This is a genomic window from Leucogemmata humicola, from assembly GCF_055379415.1.
In genome coordinates this window covers 4,552,234-4,578,781 of sequence record NZ_AP040875.1, presented here as the reverse complement: position 1 = coordinate 4,578,781, position 26,548 = coordinate 4,552,234, and the positions used below count along the sequence as shown (strand labels likewise).

General features: G+C 61.7%; 22 protein-coding genes and 2 rRNA genes. 9 read left to right on the top strand and 15 right to left on the bottom strand.

Features of this window, described 5'->3' with window-relative positions; genetic code table 11:
• Positions 1-6 precede the first annotated feature (6 nt).
• From AC6H4Z_RS19585 to AC6H4Z_RS19560, 6 genes are read right to left on the bottom strand one after another with little or no spacing between them, the layout of a single operon-like run.
• Positions 7-645, bottom strand: a complete 639-nt coding sequence (locus tag AC6H4Z_RS19585; protein ID WP_497543643.1) for a hypothetical protein — start codon at positions 643-645, stop codon at positions 7-9.
• A gap of 3 nt (positions 646-648) precedes the next feature.
• A complete protein-coding gene (locus tag AC6H4Z_RS19580; RefSeq protein ID WP_497543642.1) occupies positions 649-2,367 on the bottom strand; it encodes a hypothetical protein in 1,719 nt (572 codons plus the stop codon).
• 29 nt (positions 2,368-2,396) lie between these two features.
• On the bottom strand, positions 2,397-3,776 hold the full coding sequence (locus tag AC6H4Z_RS19575; protein ID WP_497543641.1) for a sigma-54-dependent transcriptional regulator: 1,380 nt from the start codon (positions 3,774-3,776) through the stop codon (positions 2,397-2,399).
• 6 nt (positions 3,777-3,782) lie between these two features.
• Entirely contained in the window at positions 3,783-4,112 is a 330-nt protein-coding gene (locus tag AC6H4Z_RS19570) for a hypothetical protein (protein ID WP_497543640.1), read from the bottom strand.
• Positions 4,109-4,390: a hypothetical protein gene (locus AC6H4Z_RS19565; RefSeq protein WP_497543639.1), complete on the bottom strand. Its 282-nt coding sequence runs from the start codon at positions 4,388-4,390 to the stop codon at positions 4,109-4,111. The genes AC6H4Z_RS19570 and AC6H4Z_RS19565 overlap by 4 nt, the downstream gene beginning before the upstream one ends.
• Positions 4,380-5,615, bottom strand: coding sequence for a sensor histidine kinase (locus AC6H4Z_RS19560; RefSeq protein WP_497543638.1), 1,236 nt, complete (start codon positions 5,613-5,615; stop codon positions 4,380-4,382). Before AC6H4Z_RS19560 ends, AC6H4Z_RS19565 begins: the two co-directional genes overlap by 11 nt.
• 92 nt (positions 5,616-5,707) lie before the next feature.
• Between AC6H4Z_RS19560 and AC6H4Z_RS19555 the strand changes: the two genes are divergently transcribed.
• The 3 genes from AC6H4Z_RS19555 to AC6H4Z_RS19545 all read left to right on the top strand — a co-directional run bounded on the left by AC6H4Z_RS19555 (position 5,708) and on the right by AC6H4Z_RS19545 (position 8,664).
• A complete protein-coding gene (locus AC6H4Z_RS19555; RefSeq protein ID WP_497543637.1) occupies positions 5,708-6,130 on the top strand; it encodes a secondary thiamine-phosphate synthase enzyme YjbQ in 423 nt (140 codons plus the stop codon).
• Between the two features lie 132 nt (positions 6,131-6,262).
• Positions 6,263-8,011, top strand: coding sequence for an NYN domain-containing protein (locus AC6H4Z_RS19550; RefSeq protein WP_497543636.1), 1,749 nt, complete (start codon positions 6,263-6,265; stop codon positions 8,009-8,011).
• Positions 8,008-8,664, top strand: a complete 657-nt coding sequence (locus tag AC6H4Z_RS19545; protein ID WP_497543635.1) for a DNA-3-methyladenine glycosylase — start codon at positions 8,008-8,010, stop codon at positions 8,662-8,664. Before AC6H4Z_RS19550 ends, AC6H4Z_RS19545 begins: the two co-directional genes overlap by 4 nt.
• A gap of 53 nt (positions 8,665-8,717) precedes the next feature.
• Here the strand turns inward: AC6H4Z_RS19545 and AC6H4Z_RS19540 are convergent, their stop codons facing one another.
• The 3 genes from AC6H4Z_RS19540 to tdh form a co-directional block, all read right to left on the bottom strand.
• Positions 8,718-9,380, bottom strand: coding sequence for a hypothetical protein (locus AC6H4Z_RS19540; protein ID WP_497543634.1), 663 nt, complete (start codon positions 9,378-9,380; stop codon positions 8,718-8,720).
• Between the two features lie 258 nt (positions 9,381-9,638).
• Positions 9,639-10,847, bottom strand: a complete 1,209-nt coding sequence (locus AC6H4Z_RS19535) for a glycine C-acetyltransferase (protein WP_497543633.1) — start codon at positions 10,845-10,847, stop codon at positions 9,639-9,641.
• Between the two features lie 37 nt (positions 10,848-10,884).
• Positions 10,885-11,910 (bottom strand): L-threonine 3-dehydrogenase, encoded by a 1,026-nt coding sequence (tdh, locus tag AC6H4Z_RS19530; protein ID WP_497543632.1) that lies wholly within the window; start codon positions 11,908-11,910, stop codon positions 10,885-10,887.
• Positions 11,911-12,134: 224 nt separating this feature from the next.
• Here tdh and AC6H4Z_RS19525 point away from each other — a divergent pair, with 224 nt between their 5' ends.
• Together AC6H4Z_RS19525 and AC6H4Z_RS19520 are read left to right on the top strand one after the other, a co-directional pair.
• Complete coding sequence (locus tag AC6H4Z_RS19525; RefSeq protein WP_497543631.1) at positions 12,135-13,772, top strand: TldD/PmbA family protein; 1,638 nt, start codon at positions 12,135-12,137, stop codon at positions 13,770-13,772.
• Positions 13,769-15,139 (top strand): TldD/PmbA family protein, encoded by a 1,371-nt coding sequence (locus tag AC6H4Z_RS19520; RefSeq protein ID WP_497543630.1) that lies wholly within the window; start codon positions 13,769-13,771, stop codon positions 15,137-15,139. Before AC6H4Z_RS19525 ends, AC6H4Z_RS19520 begins: the two co-directional genes overlap by 4 nt.
• A 316-nt stretch (positions 15,140-15,455) precedes the next feature.
• On the opposite strand, the gene AC6H4Z_RS19515 is transcribed toward AC6H4Z_RS19520, so the two are convergent.
• The 5 genes from AC6H4Z_RS19515 to AC6H4Z_RS19495 all read right to left on the bottom strand — a co-directional run bounded on the left by AC6H4Z_RS19515 (position 15,456) and on the right by AC6H4Z_RS19495 (position 19,700).
• Positions 15,456-16,439 (bottom strand): D-alanine--D-alanine ligase family protein, encoded by a 984-nt coding sequence (locus AC6H4Z_RS19515; RefSeq protein ID WP_497543629.1) that lies wholly within the window; start codon positions 16,437-16,439, stop codon positions 15,456-15,458.
• Positions 16,436-17,479, bottom strand: a complete 1,044-nt coding sequence (locus tag AC6H4Z_RS19510) for a putative zinc-binding metallopeptidase (protein ID WP_497543628.1) — start codon at positions 17,477-17,479, stop codon at positions 16,436-16,438. The genes AC6H4Z_RS19515 and AC6H4Z_RS19510 overlap by 4 nt, the downstream gene beginning before the upstream one ends.
• A gap of 107 nt (positions 17,480-17,586) precedes the next feature.
• On the bottom strand, positions 17,587-17,739 hold the full coding sequence (locus tag AC6H4Z_RS19505) for a hypothetical protein (protein ID WP_497543627.1): 153 nt from the start codon (positions 17,737-17,739) through the stop codon (positions 17,587-17,589).
• 273 nt (positions 17,740-18,012) lie between these two features.
• Positions 18,013-18,801 carry an SAM-dependent methyltransferase gene (locus tag AC6H4Z_RS19500; RefSeq protein WP_497543626.1) on the bottom strand — a complete coding sequence of 263 codons (789 nt, stop codon included), beginning with the start codon at positions 18,799-18,801 and terminating at the stop codon, positions 18,013-18,015.
• Positions 18,802-18,860: 59 nt separating this feature from the next.
• Positions 18,861-19,700, bottom strand: a complete 840-nt coding sequence (locus tag AC6H4Z_RS19495) for a cation diffusion facilitator family transporter (RefSeq protein ID WP_497543625.1) — start codon at positions 19,698-19,700, stop codon at positions 18,861-18,863.
• Between the two features lie 120 nt (positions 19,701-19,820).
• Between AC6H4Z_RS19495 and mutM the strand changes: the two genes are divergently transcribed.
• Positions 19,821-20,597, top strand: a complete 777-nt coding sequence (mutM, locus tag AC6H4Z_RS19490; RefSeq protein WP_497543624.1) for a bifunctional DNA-formamidopyrimidine glycosylase/DNA-(apurinic or apyrimidinic site) lyase — start codon at positions 19,821-19,823, stop codon at positions 20,595-20,597.
• Positions 20,598-20,612: 15 nt separating this feature from the next.
• Here the strand turns inward: mutM and AC6H4Z_RS19485 are convergent, their stop codons facing one another.
• Positions 20,613-21,956 (bottom strand): class I SAM-dependent rRNA methyltransferase, encoded by a 1,344-nt coding sequence (locus tag AC6H4Z_RS19485; protein ID WP_497543623.1) that lies wholly within the window; start codon positions 21,954-21,956, stop codon positions 20,613-20,615.
• Between the two features lie 313 nt (positions 21,957-22,269).
• On the opposite strand from AC6H4Z_RS19485, the gene AC6H4Z_RS19480 reads away from it, so the two are divergent.
• The 3 genes from AC6H4Z_RS19480 (at position 22,270) to AC6H4Z_RS19470 (ending at position 26,525) form a co-directional block, all read left to right on the top strand.
• Positions 22,270-25,231 (top strand): 23S ribosomal RNA (locus tag AC6H4Z_RS19480).
• A 182-nt stretch (positions 25,232-25,413) separates the two neighbouring features.
• Positions 25,414-25,530, top strand: a 5S ribosomal RNA gene (gene rrf, locus AC6H4Z_RS19475).
• Between the two features lie 158 nt (positions 25,531-25,688).
• Complete coding sequence (locus AC6H4Z_RS19470; RefSeq protein ID WP_497543622.1) at positions 25,689-26,525, top strand: HD-GYP domain-containing protein; 837 nt, start codon at positions 25,689-25,691, stop codon at positions 26,523-26,525.
• Positions 26,526-26,548 lie beyond the last annotated feature (23 nt).

Below are 26,548 nucleotides of genomic sequence, written 5' to 3'. Positions count from 1 at the left end.
AAGCGCCTACGGCACGACGAATACCCCTGATTGCTGCACGATCCTCCGCTTGTCGCCGCCCAACACGCGTGACAGCAGGCTTCGCATTCCGCGGCCGACCGCCGAGAGCGGATTGCTCGACCCCTGCGACTTCGTACCGCGAACCCAATGCTGAACGGCGTCCAGGTCCGTCTCGGTGAGCGCCTGCACTTCGACGGTCAGGTTGTAGTAGTACCGCCCCGATCGATCTGGACGAAGAGCAACGCGATACGGTTTCTCCAACTGCGATTCGACCGCGGTGAGCGAAGGTAGCGCGCCAAAGTTTTCGAACAACTGGTCGCTCTGACGCACGAGATTGAACATCTGCTTGGTCGGTTCGTACTGAACGAGCACGCCCCACTCTGCCCGGTCGACCAGGTCGGCGAACAAGCCGCCCGCACGCCACAATTCCAGACGGAAGCGAATTCCCGTCGGGAAGGCGCCGTTGACGAGAAGATCCCGCGTACTCGGATTGCTCAGCAGATTCGACACGATGATCGCGGGACCTTCGGTAATCGTCGTCGAATTGACGACGATCTCGAGTCGCGGATCCGTGCGCTGCGCGGCCAGCGGCACCGTGAATGGTGCCGCCGCAATCAACAATGAGAGCGCAAGCGCGAATCGCACGAGCTAGAAGCGGTGCCGAAGGCGCACGAAGAAATTCATCGGCTCTTGCGACGCCGAAATTGCCTTCGCGCCGTAAATCCCGATTCCGCCGAAGTCGAAGCCAGTGCCAACGTCGGTGCGGAACGTCGAGAACGGCGGAATCACTCCGCTTCCAAAGTTCAGCGCATCATGCGGCCGGTCGACGATCCATCCTCGGCCGCCGTCGAAGAAGACGACCCACGCGACATCGCCACGCGAGCTCTGATAGTGACGCGGCCAATCTTCCCAGAGGCTGGTGATGTCGAGGCGCAGATCTCGACGAAACTCGATCTGCGCGAGTGCGATGCGATCGCATAACGCCGGGCGCGCGATCGGTGACGTGCCAACGTTGCACGCGCCGACATCCGGTCCGGCGCGCGCGCTCCGAAAATCGAAGCCGGGTAGCGCGCCCGGTCCGTCGACCGAAAGCCTGCGCTCGAGTGGCAGCGGGTCGCCGTCGATCCAGCCGCCGAGCACGACCCGCATGTTCAGCTGTGCGACGGGGCCAAGGCGATTGTACCGGCGGAAGTCGAAGAAGCCGCGCGTGTAGGTGACATCGTCGAATCCGGTGCGTGGCCGGAAGCCAACGGGCAGCAGATTCGTCGACGTCGTACCTCGACCGTATTCCAAGTCGGTGCTCAGGTACCAGCCCGACCACGGATCTTCCGGATCGGTGCGCGTGTCGAATTTGAGGGAGATGTCTGCGAGGTGAAACAACCCCTCGTCCACGACTGGATTTGGACGCCACGGATCGTCGCTGTTGAACAGCGTGAATGGATTGCGCAAAACGCGCGAAGACCAACGCTCTTCGCCAAACGAACCGGTGAGGCTCAAGTTGCGCGCGCCATAGAGTGTGACGAACGCGTTGCCACCATGGCGCTGGTAGTAATCGCGATAGTCTCGGCGCGTTACGAACGCGGCCAGCGCGGTCTCGAGATCAGACAGCTGCCACGATTCCACGGGTTCTACGATGTTGAACGCGCTGCCGCCGACGCCGATTGCGCGCTCGCGTCCGACGCGTACTTCCGCGCGCAAATCCTGCCCGATATCGCTGCCTTCCGAACCGAAGCTGCTGCCAGTGCGTAGCACCGCCGCGCCGCTGAATCGAACGCTTCCCCACGGCGTCACACGATTCAGCGCCGGGCCAAGTGCTATTGGTAAACCCTCAACGCGGTTGTACGGGCCCGCCTGCACGACGCGAAGTACGTCGCTCCAGTTGCCCTCGCGATGACGCTCCAGCCTCCGCCACCAGATGATGTCGTCGCTCGCGGTCTGGTCAGTGCCAACGATGCGATCGCCCTCCTCGCGATACGCCAGCGACTGGCGATAAATGCGCGTACGTCCGCCAATGCGAGCCGTGTTCAAACCCGTGACCTCGCCCCCGACGACGAGGAGGTCGCCATCGAGCCGGGCGCTCGGAGCGATGGTCACGTCGCTATTCAACGCGAGAACATTTCCGGTGACATGTCCGCCGAGAATCAGCGGGCCGGTGCGCACCATGATGTCGCCGCGCACCTCACGGCCGGCGTCAATTTCCAAGCGGTCGGTTGCTCGCAGTGCCGTTGCACTCGCGCCATTCCATCGATCCACCACTTCGCGCCGGACTTCCAGCGGCAGCGGCTGTCGTTCGGGCGGCGACACCTCCTGCGCGCCGCCAGCCACCGGCATTGCGGCCAGCAGCAGCGTCAGCAATGTCCTACGCATATCGACTCTCGTTAGAGAATGTGAGGCGATCAGTCGTTCCCGACCGGAATCCCCAGTCGCCGCATCCGGCGATACAGGTTCGGCCGATCGGTCTTCAAGCGTCGCGCTGCCTCGGCCACGTTGCCGCTCGCCATCGACAGCGCGCGTGTGATCAGCACCCGTTCATAGTCGTCGAGCGTGTCGCTCAAGGAATTATCGAGTGACGACGGGTCGGGAAGGGGTGTATTGCGCGTGCGCGCATCGCGCTCGACCGGGAGAACTGCGGCGATGTCGTTCTCGGTCACCAACCGTCCGGCGTTCACGATCGCCAAACGCTCGACGATGTTCGCCAGCTCGCGAATATTTCCGGGCCACGCATACCGCGTCAGCGCGGCGACGGCGTCGTCGCTCCACGCCTGAATGGTCTGCCCGGTACGCATTCGGTGCAGCACCGAGAAATGCCGCACCAGCGCCGGAATGTCTCCCGGCCGCTCGCGCAGTGGCGGGAGTGGAATTGGTATCACATTGAGACGAAATAACAGATCCTCGCGGAAATTGCCGTCGAGCACGGCTTTCGCCGGATCCTTGTTCGTCGCCGATACGATGCGAACGTCCACGCGAATCGGTTTGCCGCCGCCTACACGCTCGATCTCCTTCGCTTCGATCGCGCGCAACAGCTTTGCCTGTGCTTCGGCGCCAAGATCGCCAACCTCGTCGAGAAACAGACTGCCGCGGTGCGCGAGCTCGAAGCGTCCAATGCGCCGGTCCGTCGCACCAGTGAACGCGCCGCGTTCGTGGCCGAACATCTCGCTCTCGACGAGATCGCGCGGAATCGCGGCGCAATTCACGCGAACGAATGGCCGGTCGCGCCGCTCACTCGCCGAATGGATTCCGGCAGCGACCAACTCCTTGCCGGTGCCCGACTCGCCGGTGATCATGACGCGGGCATCGGTCGGCGCTACGCGAGCGATCATCGCCCGCACCTGCATCATCGCTGGACTGTCGCCGATCATCTCGGCGCTCAGGCCGAGGTCGGCGCGCAGAGCCCGCGCTTCGCGCCGCGCCTGACGAAGCTCCAGCGCCGACGACAACGCGAGGACCACGCCCTCCGGGCTGAGCGGCTTTTCAAGAAAGTTGAACGCGCCGAGCTTCGTCGCTTTCACTGCGTCACTCAGCTCTGCGCGACCGCTCATCATCACGACGGGCACGTCGGGAAGCACCTCGCGCACGCGCGCCAATGTCGCGAGCCCGTCGAGCTCGCCCGGCATCATCAGGTCCAGAAGAACGACGTCCGGCTCAGTCTCCAGCGCTCGCGTCAGCCCGGTCGCGCCGTCGTGCGCGTCGCGCACCTCGTAGCCCTCGGCGCCGAGCAACGCGCCGACCATGCGCCGGATGTTCGGCTCGTCGTCGACGATCAGAACGCTCGGCATACGGCGTTACGACGACGTGTCCGACCGCGGAAGATGACGCTGCTGGTCAGCCATGAGTTTGGCCGAGAAGCGCTGCGCTTCCGCGATGCGTTCGACTTCAATGGCGACCGCTTCGACCGCTTGCTCGATCCGTTCGAGCCGCGCGGTGACGTCGGGCGATGACGCCGCCGGAAGTTGCGGGCCACGCTCCCATCGCCGCGTGAGTGCGCGAATGATCGGAATACCGAGCGAGATCAAGACGACGCTCGTAAAAAAAATCTTGACGATCTCGAGGACCGCCGGCGGGATGTCATCGGGACCTTGGAGCAACAGCAACGGGAGGTGTTGCATGATCACGACGCGCGCTCGGGAAGAGTCTCGTCGGCTTTCGCGCGTTCGGCCAGAAGCTTTGTCGTGAAGCGCTGCCCTTCGGCAATTCGCTCGACTTCGATCGCGATCGAGTCGATAGACTGTTCCATTCGCTCGAGACGATTCGTAAGGTCGTGTGGAAGCCGTGAGTCGTCCGGCGACCGCTCCATGCGGCGCGCGTAGGCTCTGGCGATTGGCGCTCCGATGATGGTCGCTGCGATGCACACGAACAGCGTGATCGGCACCATCATGACGTTAAACGGCATTGCTTCCTCCCCCTTCAGTGCGGCTGCCATCGACCGGCAGCACGAATCGTATTTCAGTTCCTCGACCCACCGCGCTGTCGGCCGCAACCTGACCACTATGCGCGAGTACGGTCTGTCGAGCAATTGCTAAGCCGAGTCCGGTTCCCCCGGGCTTGGATGTGACGTACGGATCCCAGATCCTCTCGAGTTGGTCGCTTGCGATTCCGCAGCCGGTGTCGGACACCGCAACCTCCACGGAATCTCGCCCATTCGCCACGGCGCGGCGAACGCGAACGCCAACGCGCCCGCCGCCGCGGCATGCGTCCACGGCGTTGAGCATGACGTTCGACAGCGCGCGGGCCAGCGCGTCGTGATGACCGTGAATCATCGGAACATCGTCGTCCACGTCGACGCTCACGTCGACATCCGGCGGAATCGTGGCGCGAGCGGTATAGCGCACGAGTTCTCCCACGTCGACTTCGGCGCGCGGTCCTTCGGGCAGACGTCCAAACTGGGCGAAGCTCTTTGCCATCTCCTCGAGGCGCTGCGACTCGATCGCCAGCACTTCCACCGTTTCTGCGAGCTCAGCCGGCGCGTCGCGTCGCAGCCGAGCGACCGCGAATCGGATTGGTGTGAGCGGGTTCTTCAGCTCATGCGCTACCTGCCGTGCGCTCTCGCGCAGTGCCGCCGCGCGCTCGGCTTCGAGTGCGCGCGCCCGGCCGAGCTTCAACTCGCCAGCCATGGTTCGCATTCGTTGGCGAAGGACTTCGAACTCTGGCGCACCACGTCGCGGTGGTGTGGTGGGCAGTGGTTCGCCCCGTCCGATACGTGCCGTCCATCCGACGATTTCCTGGAGCGGACGACTGAGACTTCTGCTCAGGTGCCCGGCAACGCGCGACGCGACCACGCCAATCACCAGAGCGACAAATACAGTGGCTAGGGCAAGGCGTTGCGCCGCCTTCCGGGCCATGAATTCGGTCTGTCTCGAGAGAACGACGCTCTGACGCAAAGTTTCCTCGTGCACGTCGAGCGCGCGGCGCTGCGCGTCCGTCAGGGGGACGTCGCGCATGGTCGTTGCCACCCGATCGCCGCTCGCGGCTGCACTGTCCCACGCTGCGGTTGCGCCCACGAACGGGAGCACGAACGAGCCGCTGGCGCTCCAGGCGAGCGAGGTCAGAATCGACGGGATGAGGGCAAAGCCCAGCAGGATCAAGAAGAGGCGGCCGCGGAACCCGACTCGCTTCACAGATGCTCCGTACGAAGTGCTCGCGACAGCGGTTTCGAGGTCAAACATACAGATTGTGCAGGGGCCCTACCACCCTTACACGCGTCCACGTCATGAAGACACATACTGACTATCTCACCTTCCAGACGAAGAAGCGCCAGGAGATCATCGATATCACTGATGATGTCGAGCGATGCCGAGCTACCGCGGGAATTCGCGAGGGAATGGTGCTCGTTTCGGCGATGCACATCTCGGCCTCGGTCTTCGTGAACGATCATGAGCCCGGCCTCTGGAAAGACATTCTGGACTGGCTGGAGCAGACGGTCGCCCCGTGGGAGCCGAGTCGCTACCGGCACAACGCCGGCACTGGTGAGGACAACGCGGCCGCGCACCTCAGATCCCTGACTATCGGGCATGAAGTCATGGTCCCAGTGACCGCTGGAGAGCTCGATCTTGGACCGTGGCAGCGCGTTTTTTATGGCGAATGGGACGGTCAGCGAGCCAAGCGGGTGATCCTCAAAGCGATGGGCGAATAACCGTACATTGGCTTTAGGTAGCCTCTCGGTCTAAATTGATGGTTCTGATCCGCAGACCCTTGCATGAACTCTAGACACTCCCATACGCCAACCCGGGCCCAGAGCGCGCTCATTCATCGCGGGCCCCAGGCGATGACGGTCGCTGCACACGTTGCGGCACCCATCCACGCCCCGAATGCCGCTCTCCTCATCGACTTCGACAATGTCACGATGGGGATCCGCTCCGACCTCGGAAAGGAACTTCGCAGTCTCCTTTCGTCGGAAATCATCAAGGGGAAGGTCGCCGTCCAGCGAGCATATGCTGACTGGCGCCGGTACCCGCAGTACATCGTTCCGCTCGCCGAAGCCTCGATCGATCTGATCTTTGCGCCGGCGTACGGATCGTCGAAGAAGAACGCGACGGACATTCGTCTGGCCATCGACGCCCTCGAGCTCGTCTTCACGCGCCCCGAGATTGGCACGTTCATTCTGCTCTCTGGCGATTCCGATTTCTCGAGCCTCGTCATCAAGCTCAAGGAATACGGCAAGTACGTGATTGGCGTGGGTATTCGCGAGTCGTCGAGCGATCTGCTCGTACAGAACTGCGACGAGTACTACAGCTACAACGCGCTCGCCGGTCTCGTGAAGGCCTCGGAAGACGAGCCTGCGCGCAAGTACGATCCGTGGGAGCTCGTCACGGAAGCGGTGCAGCGCATGAAGCGGAACAACGACGTCATGCGCTCCGATCGCCTGAAGCAGGTCATGCAGGAGATCGATAGCACCTTCGACGAGAAGAATCTCGGTATTTCAAAGTTCTCACGCTTCTGTCAGGAAGCGGCGCAGCGTGGTCTGCTCGCCGTGACGAAGCTCGAGAACGGCCAGCTCGAGGTCGATCTCCCGTCCGGAACGCCAACCGCACCGCCTCCGCAGTCCATTCGCTCCGAACCCGCTCCTGCACCAGCAGAGGGCGCGGAAGGTCCGCTGGGCAGCGAAGACCGTGGTCCCCGGCGTGGACGTCGTGGCCGCGGCGGACGTGGACGCGATCGTGACGGTCGTGAGCCGCGCCCCGATCGGTCGGCGCAGATGGAGACCACCGCGGAAATCGCAATCCCGACTGCGGAAGCCGTATCGGCTGAAGCGCCGGCTCCGGTTGCTGAACGTCCCGCGCAGCTCGAACTCGCGACTGATGTCCGCACGGCGTCACCCGATTCCGGCATTGGCTTGGCCGGTGAACGTCTGACCCGCGCAGAAGCATTCGATCTCGTTCGTCGCACGGTCGGCGATCTCGCGCCGGGCGACGAAGCAGTGCGCGCAAGCGAAGTTCGTCGGCACGCGCGTCAGCTTCTCGGTCGCGACTCGGAAAGCCTCAGCGATCGCATGTTCGTGCGCATTCTCAAGGACGCACACGATAGCGGCATCGTCGATCTGCGACGTCGTGGCGATGATTTCGATGTCGCGCGCGCGGTCGAAGCAGCACCAGTCGCCGAGCAGGTTGCACGGAGCGAACAGGCGGCGATTGCTGCCGCCGCTCCGGCGCCGTCGGCACCGGCACCGCGAATTGGAATGGGGCATCGCGCTGGTGGCGCTCGCGGACGTTTGTCCGCACCACCGCCAGGGCTGTTGTCGATCGGTGTGGTAGAAGACGTGCCTGCCGTGCCCGCTGCGGAAGCACCGGCGCCTGCACCGAGCGACAACGGCGAAACTCCCGCAGCAGCGAGCGGTCGTGCGCCGCGAGGCGGACGTGGTCGCGCGAGGCCTGCCGCAAAGAAGGCGGTCGAAGTCGCGGCGCCAACTCCCGCAGTCGAGGTGCCGGCGGCCAAAGCCAAACGAGGGCAGCCGGTCGCAAAGAAAGCCGCGAGTAAACCGAAGGCGAAAAAAAGCGCGCGCCCGAAGGATCAGTGACAAAGAACGCCGCGCCCAAAGCGCGGCGTTCTCTTTTCGGGCCGCCGCTTCCACGGGACTTCTATAATCGTCCTACCGAACTCGTCGCGCGCGAGCTCCTCGGCACCGTCTTGGAGCATCGCACCGCCGACGGTGTTACCGCTGGCCGTATCGTCGAGACCGAGGCGTATGTCGGCGAGCACGATCTCGCCTGTCACGCCGCCGTCGGCCGCACCGTGCGCACCGAAGTGCTCTACGGCCGACCTGGCGTTGCGTATGTGTATTTCATCTATGGGATGTACTGGTGCGTCAACGCGGTCACGCGAGCGCTGGGCGAGCCGAGCGCGGTGTTGATTCGTGCGCTCGAGCCGCTCGCCGGAATTGATCTGATGCGGCGGCGGCGCCCCACGGCGCGTCGCGACATTGATCTCACCAATGGGCCGGGAAAACTCTGCCTCGCGCTCGCCATCGATGGAACGAGCCATCGCCGGTCGCTGCAAACGTCTCCGTTGTTGATTCGTGCTGGCGAAACCGTCGCCGATGCAGACGTGATCGCCACGCCGCGCATCGGCATTACAAAGTGCGCGGATTGGCCGCTACGGTATTTCGTCGCCGACAACCCGTACGTTTCCAAAACACCGCCAGGCTTTCCGCGAACGACATTCTCGAAATGACAAAAGGCCGACCCATTGGGTCGGCCTTTGTCATTCAGTCGAACGATCGATTGTTAGTCTTTGTCGATCGAGCTGCCAACGTTGTACCGAAGCCCGAGTTCGTACGCGAAGTTCCACGCCCGTCCGTTGTACAACAGGAACTGCTTCTGTGATGGGCTCAGCGATAACTGCCCGAAGACTGAGAAGTATCGAAGGCGATACTGCGCGCCACCCATGAACAACGGAGAGAACGCGACCTTTTCGTCCTGGATGATCTGCTGCGTGAAGTTCAGCTGATCGACCGTCGAGAAAACGCCTTCAGGATGAATCGTCGCGATTTCGCTCAGCGTGAATCCGGCGCCGACATACGGATGCCAGCGGCGAAATTCTCCCGGGTATCCCATGGCAGCGACTTCGAAGCGTCGAAGATTCTTCACGGAGATCGCGCGGAATCCGCTGTCGACCGTAAACGGATCCTGAAGCGTGAACGAGTGCTGCGAGAAGAACGTTTCCGACGCGGCCATGTACACGCCGCCGTGCGTGCGTGTGATCAGCCAGTCCACGCCAACGGTCGGGGCCTGCACGTACTTGCCACCGCTGTCAGCGAGCGTGAAGCCGCCGGTCTTGATTCCCCAAAACCACGCGTCCTTGAATTCACGGCCGGCCTGCGCGGCGGCCAAAGTTGGCAGCGTCGCAATGACCGCGGCGGCGATCGTCAAGGTACGGAGCTTTCGCATACGATTCCTCGGCAAATGATATGAAGCGGTACTCGTTCCATGAGTCGGACGACACATCGTTCTGAACAGTCACGCTCGCTTCGCGAAAACAAATGCGAATGTGATCAATGCAATTCTGCGGTGTGATGAGGCTCACAACGATGCTGCATACCTCTCGCCGTAACAGTATCGGATCGTTGCAGCCGATACTTAAAAAGCGAGCCGGGCGCTGTGCGCCCGGCTCGCTGTCGAGACCCGCCTCGTATGAGTGTTTACGAATTACTTGATGATGCCGAGCTTGGTACCAACGGTCTTGAATGCTCGGATCGCCTCGTCGAGATCGTCTCGCGAGTGTCCCGCGGAGATCTGGCAGCGGACTCTGGCCTGACCGTGCGGAACGACCGGAAAGCCGAAGCCGGTCACGAACACGCCCTGGTCGAGCAGCATGTCGCTCATCTGAATTGCCGCCGACGTCTCTCCGACGATGATTGGAATGATCGGCGTCTCACCGGGTAGCGGTTTGAATCCCGCTTCGGTGATCTGGTCGCGAAAATAGCGCGAGTTGTCCTGGAGCTTCTGAACGCGCTCTGGATGTTGCTCAACGTATCGTACCGCGGCGAGCGCACTCGTCGTCACCGTTGGCGGAAGAGCGTTCGAGAATAGCTGCGGACGTGAGCGCTGCGTGAGATAATCGGCGAGCGCATGCGATCCAGCAACGAATCCGCCGGCCGCGCCACCGAGGGCCTTACCCAATGTCGACGTGATGACGTCGACCTCGCCGAACACACCGAAATGTTCGGCCGTTCCGCGGCCAGTCTTGCCGAGCACACCGGTGGAATGTGAGTCGTCCATGACGACGATCGCATCGTGATCGCGCGCAATCTGTAGGATGTCAGGCAGCTTCGCGATCGCGCCTTCCATCGAGAACACGCCGTCCGTCCAAATGATGCGACGTTTGGCTCCTTTGGCCTCGATCAGCTTGGCGCGCAGGTCGTCCATGTCGCTGTGCTTGTACACGGCCGTCGTGCACTTGGAGATTGCCTTCGCGAGCCGCATTGAATCGATGATCGACGCGTGATTCAGTGCGTCGGAAATGATGAAGTCGCCCTCCTGCGCCACCGTCGCCGTGAAGCCTTCGTTCGCGTTCCACGCCGACACGAAGCTCAACGAAGCCTCGGTGCCGACGAACTTGGCCAGGGCATCCTCGAGCTCGCGGTGGATGGCAAACGTTCCACAGATGAAGCGCACGCTCGCCGTGCCGGCGCCATATCGCTTGAGGCCATCGATGCCCGCCTCGATGACGCTCGGCTCATCGCAGAGCCCGAGGTAGTTGTTCGATGACAGAATCAATACTTCGCCGCGCCCCTCCATCTTCACGCGCGCGGACTGCGGCGAGTCGAGGTAGTTGAGGCGCTTATAAACCTTGTCGGCCTTGAGCTGATCGATCGTCTGCTCGAGCGACGCCGTGAATTGCCGGTTCAACGTCATATCTGTCTCCAGGACCGCGACTCTCGCCGGGTCTCGTCTATGCGATCTCGAAAATGACCTTTCCGGCCTCGCCGGACTTGATCACGCGAATGGCCTCGTCCGATTCTTCGAGCGGGAACTTGTGCGTAATGACTGGCGTCGGGTCGAACTGCCCTGAGCCGAGGAAGCGCGTCATCGCCAGCCAGGTGTCGTACATGCGGCGACCAACGACACCATAGATGGTCAGTCCCTTGAAAATGATTTCCGTCGCGAAGTCGATATCGATGGGCTTGGACGGAATGCCGAGCATCTGCACTCGGCCTCCTACGCGCACCAGGGAGAACGCCTGATGCACCGCCGACGGAACGCCCGACATCTCGAGCACGACGTCGACGCCGAGTCCGTCGGTGTGGCGCTTCACGACAGCTTCTGCTTCGCTCGGATGAACGACGTCGTCAGCGCCCATACGCCGCGCCAATGCGAGTCGCGTGTCGTTCACATCCGACGCGATGACGCGTGACGCGCCCGCCGCCTTACAGATGCCAACCGCGAAGATCCCGATGGGTCCACATCCGGTCACGAGCACCGTCGCGCCGGGAATTTCGGCCGTCAGCACTGTGTGGAATGCGTTGCCCATCGGATCGTGAATACCGCCGATGTCGAATGAGATATTGTCGGCCAAATGCCAGACGTTGGTCGCCGGCATCGCGATGAATTCGGCGAAGCAGCCGTCGCGATCGACGCCAATGATCTGCGTGTGCGGGCAGACGTGGGAGTTCCCAGTGCGGCAGAGAAGGCAGCGTCCATCGACGATGTGCCCCTCGGCCGTGACGCGATCTCCGACGGCGACATCGGTGACGAGGCTGCCAACGCGAACGACTTCGCCGGCGAATTCATGACCGACGACGATTGGCGGTTTCACGCGTCCACTCGCCCATGCGTCCCAGTCATAGATGTGTACGTCGGTACCACAGACACCAGCGCGACGAACCTTGATCAGCACCTCGTCATCGCGAATCGTTGGATCCGGAACGTGCTTTAGCACGAGACCTGGTGCGGCTTTTTCCTTCACAAGCGCTTTCACTCGCGCATGCTCCAAGTAGATGTGAGTTGCGGCGCGCAGCACGCATCAGCGGTGCGACATCCGCGCTGGAAACCTCGCACGGCTCCATGAACGACGGAAGGTCCGCATGCAGACACCATTGCGTGTGTATTCGGCCATTCCTATATTCGCGTGACGGCACTAATGACATGCAAACGCACTTGATCGCGTTTTGACGTGTCGCATGGAACAGACGAGGGTACTGCGTGGGTCAAACTCGACGAGAGTTCATCAAGTCGACAACCGCCGCGGCAGCGATGGCAGGATTCGCTGCACAGTCGTCTACCGGTCGCATTGCGACCGACGCTCTCGTCTCTGCGTCGTCTCCGTATTCGTCGGTCGTCGCTGCCGAACCCAACGTCAAAGAGCTCGCGATGGTCGCTCTGGACGCCGCGAAGAGCGCGGGAGCTGATTACGCCGACGTTCGCTTCGCCCGCAACCGCAGTCAGAACCTCTCCGCGCGCGAACAGCGTGTTTCGGGCGTTTCCGACAACGAGACCTACGGCTTTGGTGTTCGCACGCTCGTCGGTGGTTCGTGGGGCTTTGCTGCCAGCCGCGACCTGACGCGCGAAGAAGCGTCGCGCGTCGCCAAGCAGGCAACCGCTCAAGCAAAGGCCAATCGCTCGGCGCTCGTTCGTCCGGTCGTGTTGGCGCCTGCGCCAGTCGTCGCCAACGGTTCGTGGAAGAGCCCCATCGAGATCGATCCCTTCTCCGTTGCCATCGAGGACAAGGTCGGTCTCCTGCTCGCCGCCAATCAGGCCGCGATGAGTGTGAAGGGCGCGCGCTTCGTCAACTCGAGCATGTTCTTCCTCCGCGAGGAAAAGACCTTCGCGTCCACGGAAGGCAGCTTCACGGTTCAAACGATCTACCGTACGCAGCCGGCAATGACGGTTACGGCTGTCGGCAACGGCGACTTCGCCACACGCGATTCGAACGAGATAGCGCCGCGCGGCCTCGGCTACGAGCACGTGCGCGACGCAAAGCTCGTCGAGAACGCGCCGAAGTGGGCCGACGAAGCCGTGCAGAAGCTGTCGGCCAAGTCGGTGGATGTCGGTCGCTACGACCTCGTGCTGCACCCCTCGCATCTCTGGCTCACGATTCACGAATCGGTGGCGCACCCCACTGAGCTCGATCGCGCCATGGGCTACGAGGCGAACTACGCAGGCACGAGCTTCGTCGCACCGCCTGAAAAGGTGCTCGGAACGCTGAAGTACGGCTCTGAGTTGATGAACATTCGCGGCGACCGCACGCAGGTCGGATCGCTGTCGGCCTGCGGCTGGGACGATGAGGGCGTGAAGCCCGAAGAGTTCGACATCATCAAGAAGGGCGTCTTCGTGGACTATCACACCACGCGCGAACAGGCGCTGTGGCTCGACTGGTACTACAAAAAGATCGGCAAGCCGACGCGATCGCACGGATGTTCGTATGCGCAGACCTGGGCCGCGGTCCAGTTCCAACGCATGCCGAACGTCTCATTGCTGCCGGGCGACAAGGATCTCGGTTGGGACGACCTCATTTCGGCCACCGATCGCGGCATCGCCATCATCGGCGACGGCTCGTTCTCGATCGATCAGCAGCGGTACAACGCGCAGTTCGGTGGTCAGTCGTTCTATGAGATCAAGGGCGGCAAGATCGTTGGAATGCTCAAGGACGTCGCCTATCAGATCAAGACGCCTGAGTTCTGGGCCAGCCTCGACATGATTGGCGGGCAAAAGAGCTACTTCATGGGCGGTGCGTTCGGTGACGCCAAAGGGCAGCCGGTGCAGGTGAATGCCGTCAGCCATGGCTCGCCGGTCACGCGTTTCCGCAACGTGAACGTCATCAACACCGGCCGAAGCGCATGACACTTCGGTCGCTGGCGATCAGCGCGCGCTATCTGTCGCGCGAAGAGTGCGAGGCGATCGCCAAGCGAACGCTGTCCTTCGCGACGGCGGAAGAGACCAGGGTCTTGATCAACAGCACCAGCATCGCGAACACTCGCTTTGCGGTGAATCAGATCTCTACGGGCGGCGATTCGTTCGATTCCGTCGTCACCGTCATCGCCAAGTTTGGCAAGCGCAGTGGGTCGTCGTCGACGAATCAACTCGACGATGATGGCCTCAAAGCCGCCGTGCAAATGGCCGAGCGCGTCGCAAAGCTCAGCCCAGAAGATCCTGAAGCGTTGCCGGAGCTCGGCCCGCAGAACTACAAGTCGGGGATCAATTGGAGCGATCTCACCGCCTCTCAAGATCCCGCGACGCGTGCAGATGCCGTGAAGCGCATCGCCGATCCGGCAAAGAGTGCGTCGCTCGTATCCACCGGCTTCATGGAAGCGATCACCGGCGCGCAGGCAATCGCCAATAGCAAAGGACTATTCGCCTACAATCGCTCAACGGCAGCCGTACTGACCACCACCGTCCGCACGCAGGATGGAACAGGATCAGGTTGGGCTGGGGCGACGCATCACGACTGGAATCGCATCGATCCATCCAAACTCGGTGCGCGTGCGACGCAGAAAGCAAAGGCGTCGATCAATCCGGTCGCGATCGAACCAGGCCGATATACAGTGGTGTTCGAGCCAACTGCCGTCGGGAATCTCGTCCAATTCATCACTGGTGCGTTCAATGCGCGCGCTGCCGATGAAGGACGTTCGTTCTTCTCTTTACCCGATGGAAAGAATAAGATTGGACAGAAGGTTGTCGACGAACGCGTGACGATAACGTCCGATCCGTTCGATTCCGACGTTGCGGGATCACCGTTTAGTGGTGACGGATTACCAACGCAACGCGTCGTATGGATTGAGAACGGCATCGTAAGGACACTCAACTACGATCGGTTCTGGGCGCAGAAGAACAATCGCGCGCCAACAGGATCGGGCGGATCGATAAGAATGAGTGGCGGGACGACGTCGATCGATGATATGATTCAGAACACGCAGCGCGGATTATTGGTAACGCGCTTCTGGTATTTGCGGCCGGTGGATCAACGCACGATTCTGTACACCGGTCTGACCCGCGACGGAACCTTTTTGATCGAGAACGGAAAGATCACGAAGCCGGTAAAGAATCTCAGATTCAACGATTCCCCCGTCTTCATGCTCAACAATCTGGAAGCCATGGGCATTCCTGAACGAGTCAGCGCCAGCGAAGGCGGCGACCCGGGTCAGGCTATCATGGTTCCGCCGATCAAGGTCCGCGATTTCAATTTTACCAGCTTGAGTGACGCCGTATGATGGAGCAGTACCTCAGACTTCACGCGCCTCCGCGGAGGAGCGTGTAGCGGGGACCTGAGCGCTTCAGGCGCGAAGGTCGTCGTCTCGCTGGTCCACCGGGGGATCAGATGAGAGCAAGAACCTCCATGAATGGAGAGATCACAATGGCTGCAAAGAAAGGTGCCAAAAAGGGTGCAAAGAAGGCGGCGAAGAAGGGCGGTCGTAAGAAGGCTGGTCGCAAGGCTGCCAAGAAGCGCCAGTAGATTGTTCGACGCTTGAAAAGGGAAGCCGGCCTTCGGGTCGGCTTTTCTTTTTCCCCCAACTCCAACCGTTGCTGTCAGCGCGCGTATCGCGCGCCCGCCAATTCGAGAATCCGCGCGAGGAGCGCGTCGTACTCCATTCCGCCCTGTTTGGCGGCCCGAGCGAATTCGCTCTCTCGCTCGAGGTAGCAGTTCGGGTTCACCTCGATCACGAAGATCTCGCCTGCGTCGGTGACGCGCAGGTCGATGCGCGCGTAGTCGCGCAGCCGCAACGCGTGGAATGCCTCGACGGCTATCCGCTTCATTCGCTCTTCGAGCTCAGGATCCAGCGCGGACGGAAAGATCGAACGTGCGCCGTCAAACTCGGCGCCCTTTCCATCTCCGTCATCGCCCCATTTTGCCGCCCAACTCGCGATTCTGGGTCTGTCGGCCGGAAAGTCCGTGAAATCCAGTTCTATCACGGGAAGTGCTTCCGCGTTCGCATTCCCCAACACGCCCACGTAGAACTCGCGTCCCTCGATGTACTGCTCCACCAACACCGGTTGCTGATACTCGGTCTGCAACTCGCCGATGCGCGAGAACAGATCCTTGAGCTCACGCACCACCGACGCGGAGGTGATTCCAAGCGAGGCATCTTCCTGTGGGGGCTTCACGATGACGGGGAACGTGAGATCGCCCGCCCAGTCGAGCGCGCCACGATACAGCGTCGCGAACTCCGGCGTCTGAATTCCGTGAAAGCGAAGCACCTTCTTCGTCAGCGTCTTGTCGCCGGCGAGCAAGAGTCCCGCGGGGCTCGACCCCGTATAGTGCAAACCCATGAGGTTGAGCAGCGCCGCCACGTTCGACTCGAGCGCGCTTTTTCCGCCGAACGACTCTGCGACGTTGACGATGAGATCTGCCTGGCACCGCCGCAATGCCGCGACGATCTGCTCGACCTCACAGTCGACCACCACGCGCTCAACGTCGTGCTTGAGCGCGCACAGGGTCTCACGGAGTTGTTCGAGCAGTGGGTCGACCGGCGGCTCCAGCGCGTCCGCCGTGTGGAGCACGACGATCTTCATGCCGCTCCGGCGGTGCCGCGCGTACCTCGCGACGTTCTACCGAGCATTCGGCTCGAGCGATGGTTCATCACGACGGCCGTTGCGAACGCTGTGAGCTCGATGAGCGTTGCCGCATCAAGGCCACCGACCCGCAGGTCCAACTCCGCCGCTCGACGCGCCAGATGATCGATCAGCGTGCGCGTCACGCCCGGCCCCTCGCTCGTCCAGTACGAGATCCGTGATACCACTTCGCGATAGTGCCGATGGATGAACCACTGCGCCGGTTCTCCCGCCGGCGCCTCTGCCGAGCTCACGAAGATCCCGCGCAGGTCGCCATCGAACTGCCGATCGTCTTCGATCGGCGCACGATCGTCGATCGAGGCGTAGTGCTCGGCCAGCGTGTAGGTCATCGCGTCGACGGGAAGGTCCGATCGCGTCGGTGTAACCGTCGGTCCACGCTCATCGCGTAGCTCGGCCATCACGCGATCGACGTACTCGAGCTTCGCGAGCGCCGGCCACTCGGCGTACAGCGATCGCCAGTCGAGCCCCGGCGTCATCCACACCGCGAACGTTTCGGCAAAATCCTCATCGGGATGCTTCTGCGCGTACCAGCCGAGGATGTGTCGAACGAAGGCGCGCGAGAATGGATCGGCGCGGTAGCGTTCGCGATACGGACGTGAGAATGGCCCGAAGAGAGAACGCCACTCGGGGCGTTCATAGAGTTTGAACGCATAGTTCACCGCATGTCCGCACTCGTGGCGCATGTACCGCATCGCCTCGGTGTCGTTCTCGACGCCCGATGTCATCTCTGCTTCGATCCGCTCGAGCCGATCGTCGACGAGATAGAAGGGCACGCCGATGAGCGGCACGCCGTCGGGACAGCCCCATTGGTCGCTCAGGTACACCACCGGGCGAAACGCGATGGACTTCGCCTCGAGCTCTGCGTACAGCTGCTCGACGAACCGCTCGACGCGCGAGCCCGGTATCGTCAGGCCGAGGTCGGAGATCTTCCGGCCGAGTAGCGCGTCGCGCTCCTGCTCCCACATGGTATCGTCGCTCACGTGGCGCTACGGGGGCAAACGGCGTACCGAGCCCAGAAATAAAGCAGCGGCGCCGCAATGTGCGGCGCCGCCGGTTGAACGATTTGAGTTATCTGACGGAACTGTTGCTATGCGACCTTGCTCCCGGGCTCGTCACTCGGCTCTGGCGCCGGTCCCCATACATAGGCAAAGAACGTCGGTGGCTGTTCGGCGTTGGCGCCGCGCGAGATCACGATGCCGATCGGTTCCTGATCCGGCGTGATCGATCTCTTTCCCTTCATATATATGACTCTCTACGCACATCGGTCCGACTGGACGCGGGCCCGGCGACGAGAACGGTTCGCCGCAACGGGCCAACGGCGGATCGGTGCCAATCACCGGCCGCAACGGACCCCATAAGCACCACCGGTGCCAGGTCCGCTTGATCGATTGAAGATATTTAGTGGTAACGACTTACGCGATAAACACCGGACTCAGCAAAAGACAGATTGTGTCTGACTGATACATTCAAAACGACACAATGCGTCGAAATGTGACACCAGGCTGAGCCGATTCTACGCTGCGCCCTTCTTCGCCAAGAAGGTCTTAGTCCGGTCGTCAGCGCGCTCGACCGTCACTTCCCATCCGCGGTATCGCGACCGCAGCTCCTCCAGCGACACCGAGCCGCTCACTCGGCCGGACCCAATGATCGTCTGCACGAGATGGACGCCGCCGTCCATCGTCGCCTGCTGCAGCGCATCGATCACACGGGCCCGTTCATCTGTGGTGAGACCGACGAGTGCGCCGAGGCTGACGATCACTGCGTTGAGCGGAAGCTGCGGCGTGAAGGACGCGAGATCACCAACCTGTGCGTGAACACGTCCGGCGAGTCCAGCACCGATCGCTGCCTGCATCACGCGTTCGAGTGCGTCGGCCTCTGCAGTAAGCGTCGTGACTTCGAGTCCGTTAGCCGCGAGGTAGAGCGCCGATGCTTCGTCTGACGCTCCGGCGACGAGTACTCGTCCTTCGCTTGCTGATGGAAGCGCGCGAACGAGCATGTCGTCCGGCCTCAATCCCCAATGCTCCGGGCGTCGCAGTTCGTCGATGAGCTTCACGCGACGACGACGCCACGTGTCGTACGCTGGCAATCGAAGTCGCTTGAAGATGATTCGATCGACCTCGTCGCAGAGCAGGAGTTCCGTAAGTGCGAACTGCGGTGCGGCAGACAGCGATGCCACCGCGTCGTCGCCAATGCAGAGCAGAACGCTGCGCGGAACGGACTCCTTGTAGTTCTCGATTTCCTGCTCGACGAACAGCTCGTACTCGTGCTTGAGGGAGCGAGTCGGTCGATGAGGGGTCGCCATGCCGCTCGGGGTCTTAGAGTTGCGCGTAAGGTAGACGTTACTGCTGTATGCGCAAGTGCTTATGCCGGTTCGATGTGCACCGTCACCTGCGACGTTCCGAACTCGTTCTCGATCGCGGCTTCGACAGCGTCGGCAACATGGTGTGCAGCATCGACCGGCGTTCCACCAGGTACCGCTATGGTTACCTCGGCGAATAGCTGACCTGACGCGGTCGATCGAGAGCGGATATTTCGCACTTCGACGATGTCCGCGATCCGCAGGACCACTCGGCGGATTTCGTCGGCGTCGATCGCGCGCTCGTCGACGAGGATGGGGATCGATTGCCGGAGAATGTGAACGCCGCTCCACGCAATGATCAACGCGACCGAAATTGCGAGCGGTGCATCCAGCCAGGGCCATCCCGCGCGAGCGAACACGAGCGACGCGAGTGCCACCAGCGTGACGAGAATGTCGCTTCCCGTGTGCGACGCGTCGGCGAGTAGGAATGCGCTGCCGAGCTGTCGGCCGCGGCGTCGTTCGTACCACACTACGAATACGTTTATGATGAGGGTGACGACGATGATACCGACGTCCACCTGTGTCACGCGCGCCGGTACCCGCCTCTCGAGGAGAGCCGACGCGCCCTGTCGAAGCAGCTCGAAACAGGAAATCGATAGAAAGACAACGATGCCCAGGACACCGAGCGTTTCGAACTTGTCGTGGCCGTAGGGGTGATCCTCGTCCGGGCCTCGACCGGCGACGGCTACCAGTGCGACGCCGATCAGATTGTTGAGCATGTCGAGCCCGGACTCGAGCGACGAGCCGAGTACCGTGAGAGACCCGGTTCGCAGGCCGACAATCACCTTGATCAGCGTGACGATGGCGTTGAAAACGAGAACGATGAGAAGCGTTCTGCGCACCGCCGGCGAGCGAGCGTCTATTTCCTGACGCGTGGGGCGGGGCGGTATTTGAGTCGAAGAAGACACGCGTGCAACTTGCCTTGTCGTGCGAGTGCGGGTCAACTGTAGCGGAGCGATTTGATGCCGGAGCTACCAGAGGTTGAAAGCGCCGTTCGTCGCGTTCGCGCGGCGTCGGTTGGGAAAACAATTCGTCGGGTCGACGCGCTGCATCCGGCGCTGCGCCGTCGCATCTCTCCGGCACGGTTGCGTTCGTTGCGCGGCGCGTCAGTGCGCGCTGTTGAGCGTCGCGGCAAACACCAGCTCTTCGTGCTCGATGACGGTCGTGTGTTGCACGCGCACTTTCGCATGACGGGCGACTGGACCCTCGATCGTGCGTCGGATGAGCTGCCGCGCTTCGCGCGCGCAACGATCACCTTCGATGACGATTCGCGCGTGGTGCTCGATGATCCGCGCGCGCTCAGCACACTCGAACTCCATCCCGCCAGCGCCCCGCCTGATCTTGGCCTAGGACCGGAGCCGGACGACAGCGCGCTCACGGCGGATGTTCTGCACGAAGCGCTGGCGAAGAAACGCGGGCCGATCAAACCGGTGTTGTTAGATCAGCGCGTCATCGCCGGGCTGGGCAACATCTACGCGGCGGAGGCGTTGTGGAATGCGCGCATTTCGCCGTCGGTCGGTGCGTCGACGCTCTCGCGAAAGCGCGTCGCGTCATTGCTCACAGCCATTCGTCGAGTCATCGACCGCGCGACGGGCGCGCGATATACCGATTCGTCGGTCTCTCGGCTCGCAGTGTACGATCGTGAGGGCAAGCCGTGTCGTCGCTGCCGCACGCCAATCGAACGGATCACACAGGCGGGCCGATCGACGTACTTCTGTCCGAGCTGTCAGGCGGAGTAGTGTGCAGCGATTGGATCAGTCGAGGACTTCGAGCAGCGCGCCCTTGAGGTATCCCGTTTCGGGAATCGTCACGATCTCTGGATGATCGAGCGGCTGTCCCGTTATCGCTCGCAGCGCGACGCGTCGCCCAGAGTCCGCGGCGGCGGCCTGAATCATCTCGAGAAAGAGTGGCTTGGTGAGATGGAAGCTGCAGCTCGCCGTGAACAACAGTCCGTTGCGCGAAAGGAGCTGTAGCGCACGGAGATTGATGTCCTTGTAACCGCGCATCGCGGCCGGGAGTGCGGCGCGCGTTTTCGCGAATGCAGGGGGATCGAGTACGATCGTATCGAATCGTGCGCCGGCCGCTGCCTGATCGCGCAGATAGTCGAACGTATCGGCTTCGACGAGCTCCACATTGGTGATTCCGTTTCGCGCGCAGTTATCGGCAGCGCGCTGGAGCGCGCTCGCTGACACGTCCAACGCGACGACCGAGTCAGCTCGGCGTGCGAGATGAAGTGCGAATGAGCCGTGATAGCTGAAGCAGTCGAGCGCGCGTCCGCGTGCGAGTTTGCCGATGAGCACTCGATTCTCTCGCTGGTCGAGGAACGCGCCGGTTTTTTGGCCGTGATGTGGTGCAGCGAGAAAGCGAATGCCGTGTTCGTGTACCTCGATCTCTTCGGGCACTGTGCCGCGCAGGAGCTCGACTCCAACGTGAAGTCGTTCTTTCGAGCGAAGTGCGACGTCGTTTCGCGCGAGAATTCCCTCAGGGTGAACGAGCTCTTCGAGCACGTCGACGATGGTATCGCGAAACGCCTCGAGTCCCGCGCTCATCAGTTGTACGACGAGCCATTTGTCGTAGCGATCGCAGATGAGCGACGGGCACGCGTCTCCTTCGCCGTGCACGAGGCGATACGCGTTTGCGTCCTTGGAGAGCTTTGAGCGGCGCGCGATCGCGTCACCGAGGCGAGTGCGCCACCATGCGTGGTCGAGTACGGCGTTCGCGTCGTGGTCGACCATGCGTAGCGAGATCTCGGACGCCGGACTCCAGAGTGCGACACCGATCGGTTTGCCACGGTGATCGTGCACGCGGACCGCGCCTGCTGGCGCGGACGGGCGGTGCACGACGTCGCTGCGGAAGATCCAGGGGTGTCCGCCTTCCCAGCGTCGAGCGCCTTTGGCGGACACAGTCGCGACATCAGCGCGCGCGTCGTCGGCGTCGATGATTGATGTGTCGCGTGGGGGTTGAACTCTGCTGTACGATCGAATAACCTTCTCGCCCTTTCGCACGTGATCGTGTTTGACGTTTGCGCGTGAGCGCAGCCGAGTGGTGGATGTGTCGCTGAGTTGCGGCGCAGGAATTTGCCGAAGCGCGACGCGCACCACTTGAAGATCGGGTGCAAATCCAATAAACTTCAAGGCTCACTGCGAATGTTTTTGAGTTCGCAGCACGAGACTTTCGTTGATGTTCGTAGATGGTGTTGACGTCGGCTGACGTCGACGTGACATGCTGTTTGATAACTGATGTTCAGGTAGATCGTGGGAAGTGAATCCTCATCGATGGGGCAGATGCGGAGCAGCGAGTGGCAGTTGTGCTCGTCTGTTGTGCATGTGTTTGATCGATGAATGATGGAAGTGGATTGCAATCATGAATGATTGCGACTCATGAGCAGTGCTTTGCTTGACATCATTTTGTAGTCAAGCGAGTGAAGGCATGTGGGGGATGCCTGGGCACACGGAGGCGATGAAGGCCGTGGTAAGCTGCGATAAGCTCGGGGGAGCGGCACACACGCACTGATCCCGAGATGGCCGAATGGGGCAACCCGTTGGGATGCGAGTCCCATCACCGTTTTCGAACGGAGCGAACCGGGGGAACTGAAACATCTCAGTACCTCGAGGAAGAGAAATCAAGTGAGATGGCCCTAGTAGCGGCGAGCGAACGGGCCTCAGCCTAAACCAGTCTCCTTGTGGGACTGGGGTTGTAGGACCCACAGGATCGATTGACGAAGGCAGGCGAAGTCCCTTGGAACGGGGCGCCCGAGACGGTGACAGCCCGGTAGCCGAAGCCGATGGGTCAATCGAGGTGGAGTTCCTGAGTAACGCCCGGTACGAGAGTCCGGGCGTGAAGCTGGGGGGACCACCCTCCAAGGCTAAAGACTCCCGTGTGACCGATAGTGGACGAGTACCGTGAGGGACAGGTGAAAAGCACCCCCGTGCGGGGAGTGAAAGAGATCCTGAAACCACATGCCTACAAGCGGTAGGAGGAGACTCTGGGGTTCGCCCTGGATGTTCTCTGACTGCGTGCCTTTTGCATTATGATCCGGCGAGTTGCTACTCGGGTGCGAGGCTAAGCTGGTCACCAGCGGAGCCAGAGCGAAAGCGAGTCCTGTAACGAGGGCGTCGAGAGTACCCGGGTGCAGACCCGAAGCCAGGGCGATCTACCCATGAGCAGGGTGAAGCTGCGGTAACACGCAGTGGAGGCCCGAACCGGTGTGGGTTGAAAACCGCTCGGATGACTTGTGGGTAGGGGTGAAAGGCCAATCAAGCCTGGAGATAGCTGGTTCTCCCCGAAATCTATTGAGGTAGAGCCTCGAGACATGTCGGCAGGGGGTAGAGCGACTGGATGGGCGCGGGGGCCAGAGCGGCCTACCAACCCCAACCAAACTCCGAATACCTGACCGATGGACCTCGGGAGGCAGTCGTTGAGCGATAATGTCCAACGGCGAGAGGGAAAGAACCCAGAGCCACAGCTAAGGCCCCGAAGTGGCCGCTGAGTATAGCGAAGGATGTGATCGTGCCGTGACAACGAGGAGGTTGGCTTAGAAGCAGCCATTCCTTTAAAGAGTGCGTAATAGCTCACTCGTCCAGCGTGATTGCGCCGAGAATGGTCGGGATTAAGCGGCCCGCCGAAGCTTGGCCTTCATTCTTTGAATGAGGGGTAGGGGAGCGTTCTGGGAGCAGTGAAGGGCCCGTGGCAAACGTTGGCCTGGAGCGACCAGAAGTGAGGATGCCGGAATGAGTACGCGCAAATCTGAGTGAAAACCTCAGACACCGGAAACCCAAGGGTTCCTGCGCCATGGCAATCAGCGCAGGGTGAGGCGGAGCCTAAGGTGAGGCCCCAGAGGCGTAGCCGATGGTAAACGGGTTGAAATTCCCGTCCCGTGTTGCAACGTTGAAGCCGAGAGGGACACTGGAACGAAGCACGAGCGGCTTTGTGGATGGCCGTTGAAGGGTGTAGATGACCTTAAAAATCGTCGAGACCTGATCACAAGTACGCGGGGCAACCCAAGTGCACGTCGTGTGGAGTCGACAGGCGAGAAAAGCTTTCGGGGGAGTTGCAAGACGTCCGTACCGTAAACCGACACAGGTGGGTGAGGCGAGCAGCCTCAGGTGAACGAGTGAAACGTGGTCAAGGAACTCGGCATAATGATCCCGTAACTTCGGAAGAAGGGATGCCTACGAAGGTGACATGTACAATGAAGCTTTCGTAGGTCGCAGCGAATCGGCCCAAGCGACTGTTTAGCAAAAACACAGGTGTGTGCCAAGCCGCACAAGGCGCCGTATACACACTGACGCCTGCCCGGTGCCGGAAGGTTAAGGGGAGAGGTTAGAGAGCTTGCTCTCGAAGCTTTGAGCCGAAGCCCCGGTAAACGGCGGCCGTAACTATAACGGTCCTAAGGTAGCGAAATTCCTTGTCGGGTAAGTTCCGACCTGCACGAATGGCGTAACGACTTGGGCACTGTCTCGACCACGTGCTCGGCGAAATTGCAGTCTCGGTGAGGATTCCGAGTCCCCGCGACAGGACAAAAAGACCCCATGCACCTTTACTGCAGCTTGTCATTGGTCGTTGCACATCGCTGTGTAGCATAGGTGGGAGTCGATGATCCGGGGGCGCTAGCTTCCGGGGAGACATCAGTGAAATACCACCCTGCGTCGTGCGACGCCCTCACCACGGAAGGCACACCCTTTCTGGGACCGTGGCAGGTGGGCAGTTTGACTGGGGCGGTCGCCTCCGAAACAGTAACGGAGGCGCGCGCAAGGTTGGCTCAGCGCGGACGGTACTCGCGCTTCTAGAGTGTAACGGCAGAAGCCAGCCTGACGGTGAGATCGACGGATCGAGCCGCCACGAAAGTGGGCCGTAGTGATCCGGTAGCCCGGGGTGGAGCGGCTATCGCGCAACGGATAAAAGGTACGCTGGGGATAACAGGCTTATCGCGCCCGAGAGTTCACATCGACGGCGCGGTTTGGCACCTCGATGTCGGCTTATCACATCCTGGGGCTGGAGAAGGTCCCAAGGGTCCGGCTGTTCGCCGGTTAAAGTGGTACATGAGCTGGGTTCAGAACGTCGTGAGACAGTTCGGTCTGTATCCGTCGTGGGCGTTGGAGAGTTGAGGGGAGCGGACTCTAGTACGAGAGGACCGAGTCGGACGACCCGCTCGTGTCCCGGTTGTCCTGCCAAGGGCACCGCCGGGTAGCGATGGTCGGCTGTGATAACCGCTGAAAGCATCTAAGTGGGAAGCACGCCCCAAGATGAACTCTCCCGAGGCCTTGAGCCTCTTGAAGGGCCGGGACAGACCATCCCGTCGATAGGCCGCCCGTGGACGCGGAGCAATCCGTTCCAAGCGCAGCGGTCCTAATCGCCCGTACGGCTTGACTACTCCCAATTTGGAGTACTGCAAAGCACGCAACATGAGTTAACGCGGAACACGATCTACCTAAATATCAGCAGCTAGACACTAGGCCCTAGGCACTAGAGAATCGAATGAGAATTGTCATATGACTATTTTCTTTCGTGCCCTCCAGTACCAAGCGCCTAGCGCCTAGCAAATATTCGATGTACGCTGGCGACCAGAGCGTAGGGGCCACACTCGTTCCCATTCCGAACACGATCGTTAAGCCCTACAGCGCCGATGGTACTCCGCTCGCGAGAGCGCGGGAGAGTAGGCCGTCGCCGGCACCTCTTTGCAATGCCCCCTGGCTTCCCGCCAGGGGGCATTGTGCGTTCTACCACCCACGACGCCGTCCGCCGTCCGCGTCACGCCGTCCGCGTCACGCCGCCGCGCGCCCACACGCTGCTGTGTCCGTGCTAGCCGGGTTCTTGCACCCCGGCCAACCATGGATCAACGCCTCACTGCCGCACTCGGCTTTGTCGCCGGCGGACTCCTCGTCGCCGAACGGCGCCGCCGACGAGCCGCAGAACGCTTTGGCGCCGCCGCGCTCGAAACGCTCCTCAACACAATCGAAGCCAACGACGAACAGACCGGGATGCACGTACGGCGCGTCGCCGCCTACGCACTCATCCTCTCCGACGCCGCCGGGTTCGATCGCACACAACGCCGCAGCATCGAACGCGTCGCGCTCTTCCACGACATCGGAAAGATTCACGCGGCGCTCTACGACATTGTCCACGACACGGGCAGCCTCAGCGCGAGCGAGCGACGCGCAATCGCCACTCATCCGGCTCGAGGCGCCGAAGTCCTCGCACCACTGGCCGCCTTCTATCCTGAACTGACGGACGGCGTGTTCTCACACCACGAACGATGGGACGGAAGCGGCTATCCGCGCGGCCTGCGAGGTCGTCGTATTCCACTGAGCGCTCGCGTCGTCGCCATTGCCGACACATTCGACGCCGTTGCCGCCACGCGTCACTATCGCAAGGGGCGTGGCTTCGCTGCCGCAGCCGATGTCATCGCAGCTGGGCGCGGGACCGAATTCGACCCCGAGCTCGTCGATCTCTTTCTCTTCCCGCCGGTGATGGAACAGATCCGCGCGGTGCGCCGGCCAATCGTCTCCGAACGTCGACGCGTGGCGGCACGTGCGCGCGACAAGGAACGTCGCGATGGCCGCGAAACTCACGAGCGAGACATCGTGCCCGACATTCGCTTCCGCTGGCGCTCAGAGGCGCTCGCAACGCGTCCTCCGATTCACGTCGAAACCTCGACTCGGGGCTAAGCTCCCAGTCGAGTTGCGCTGGT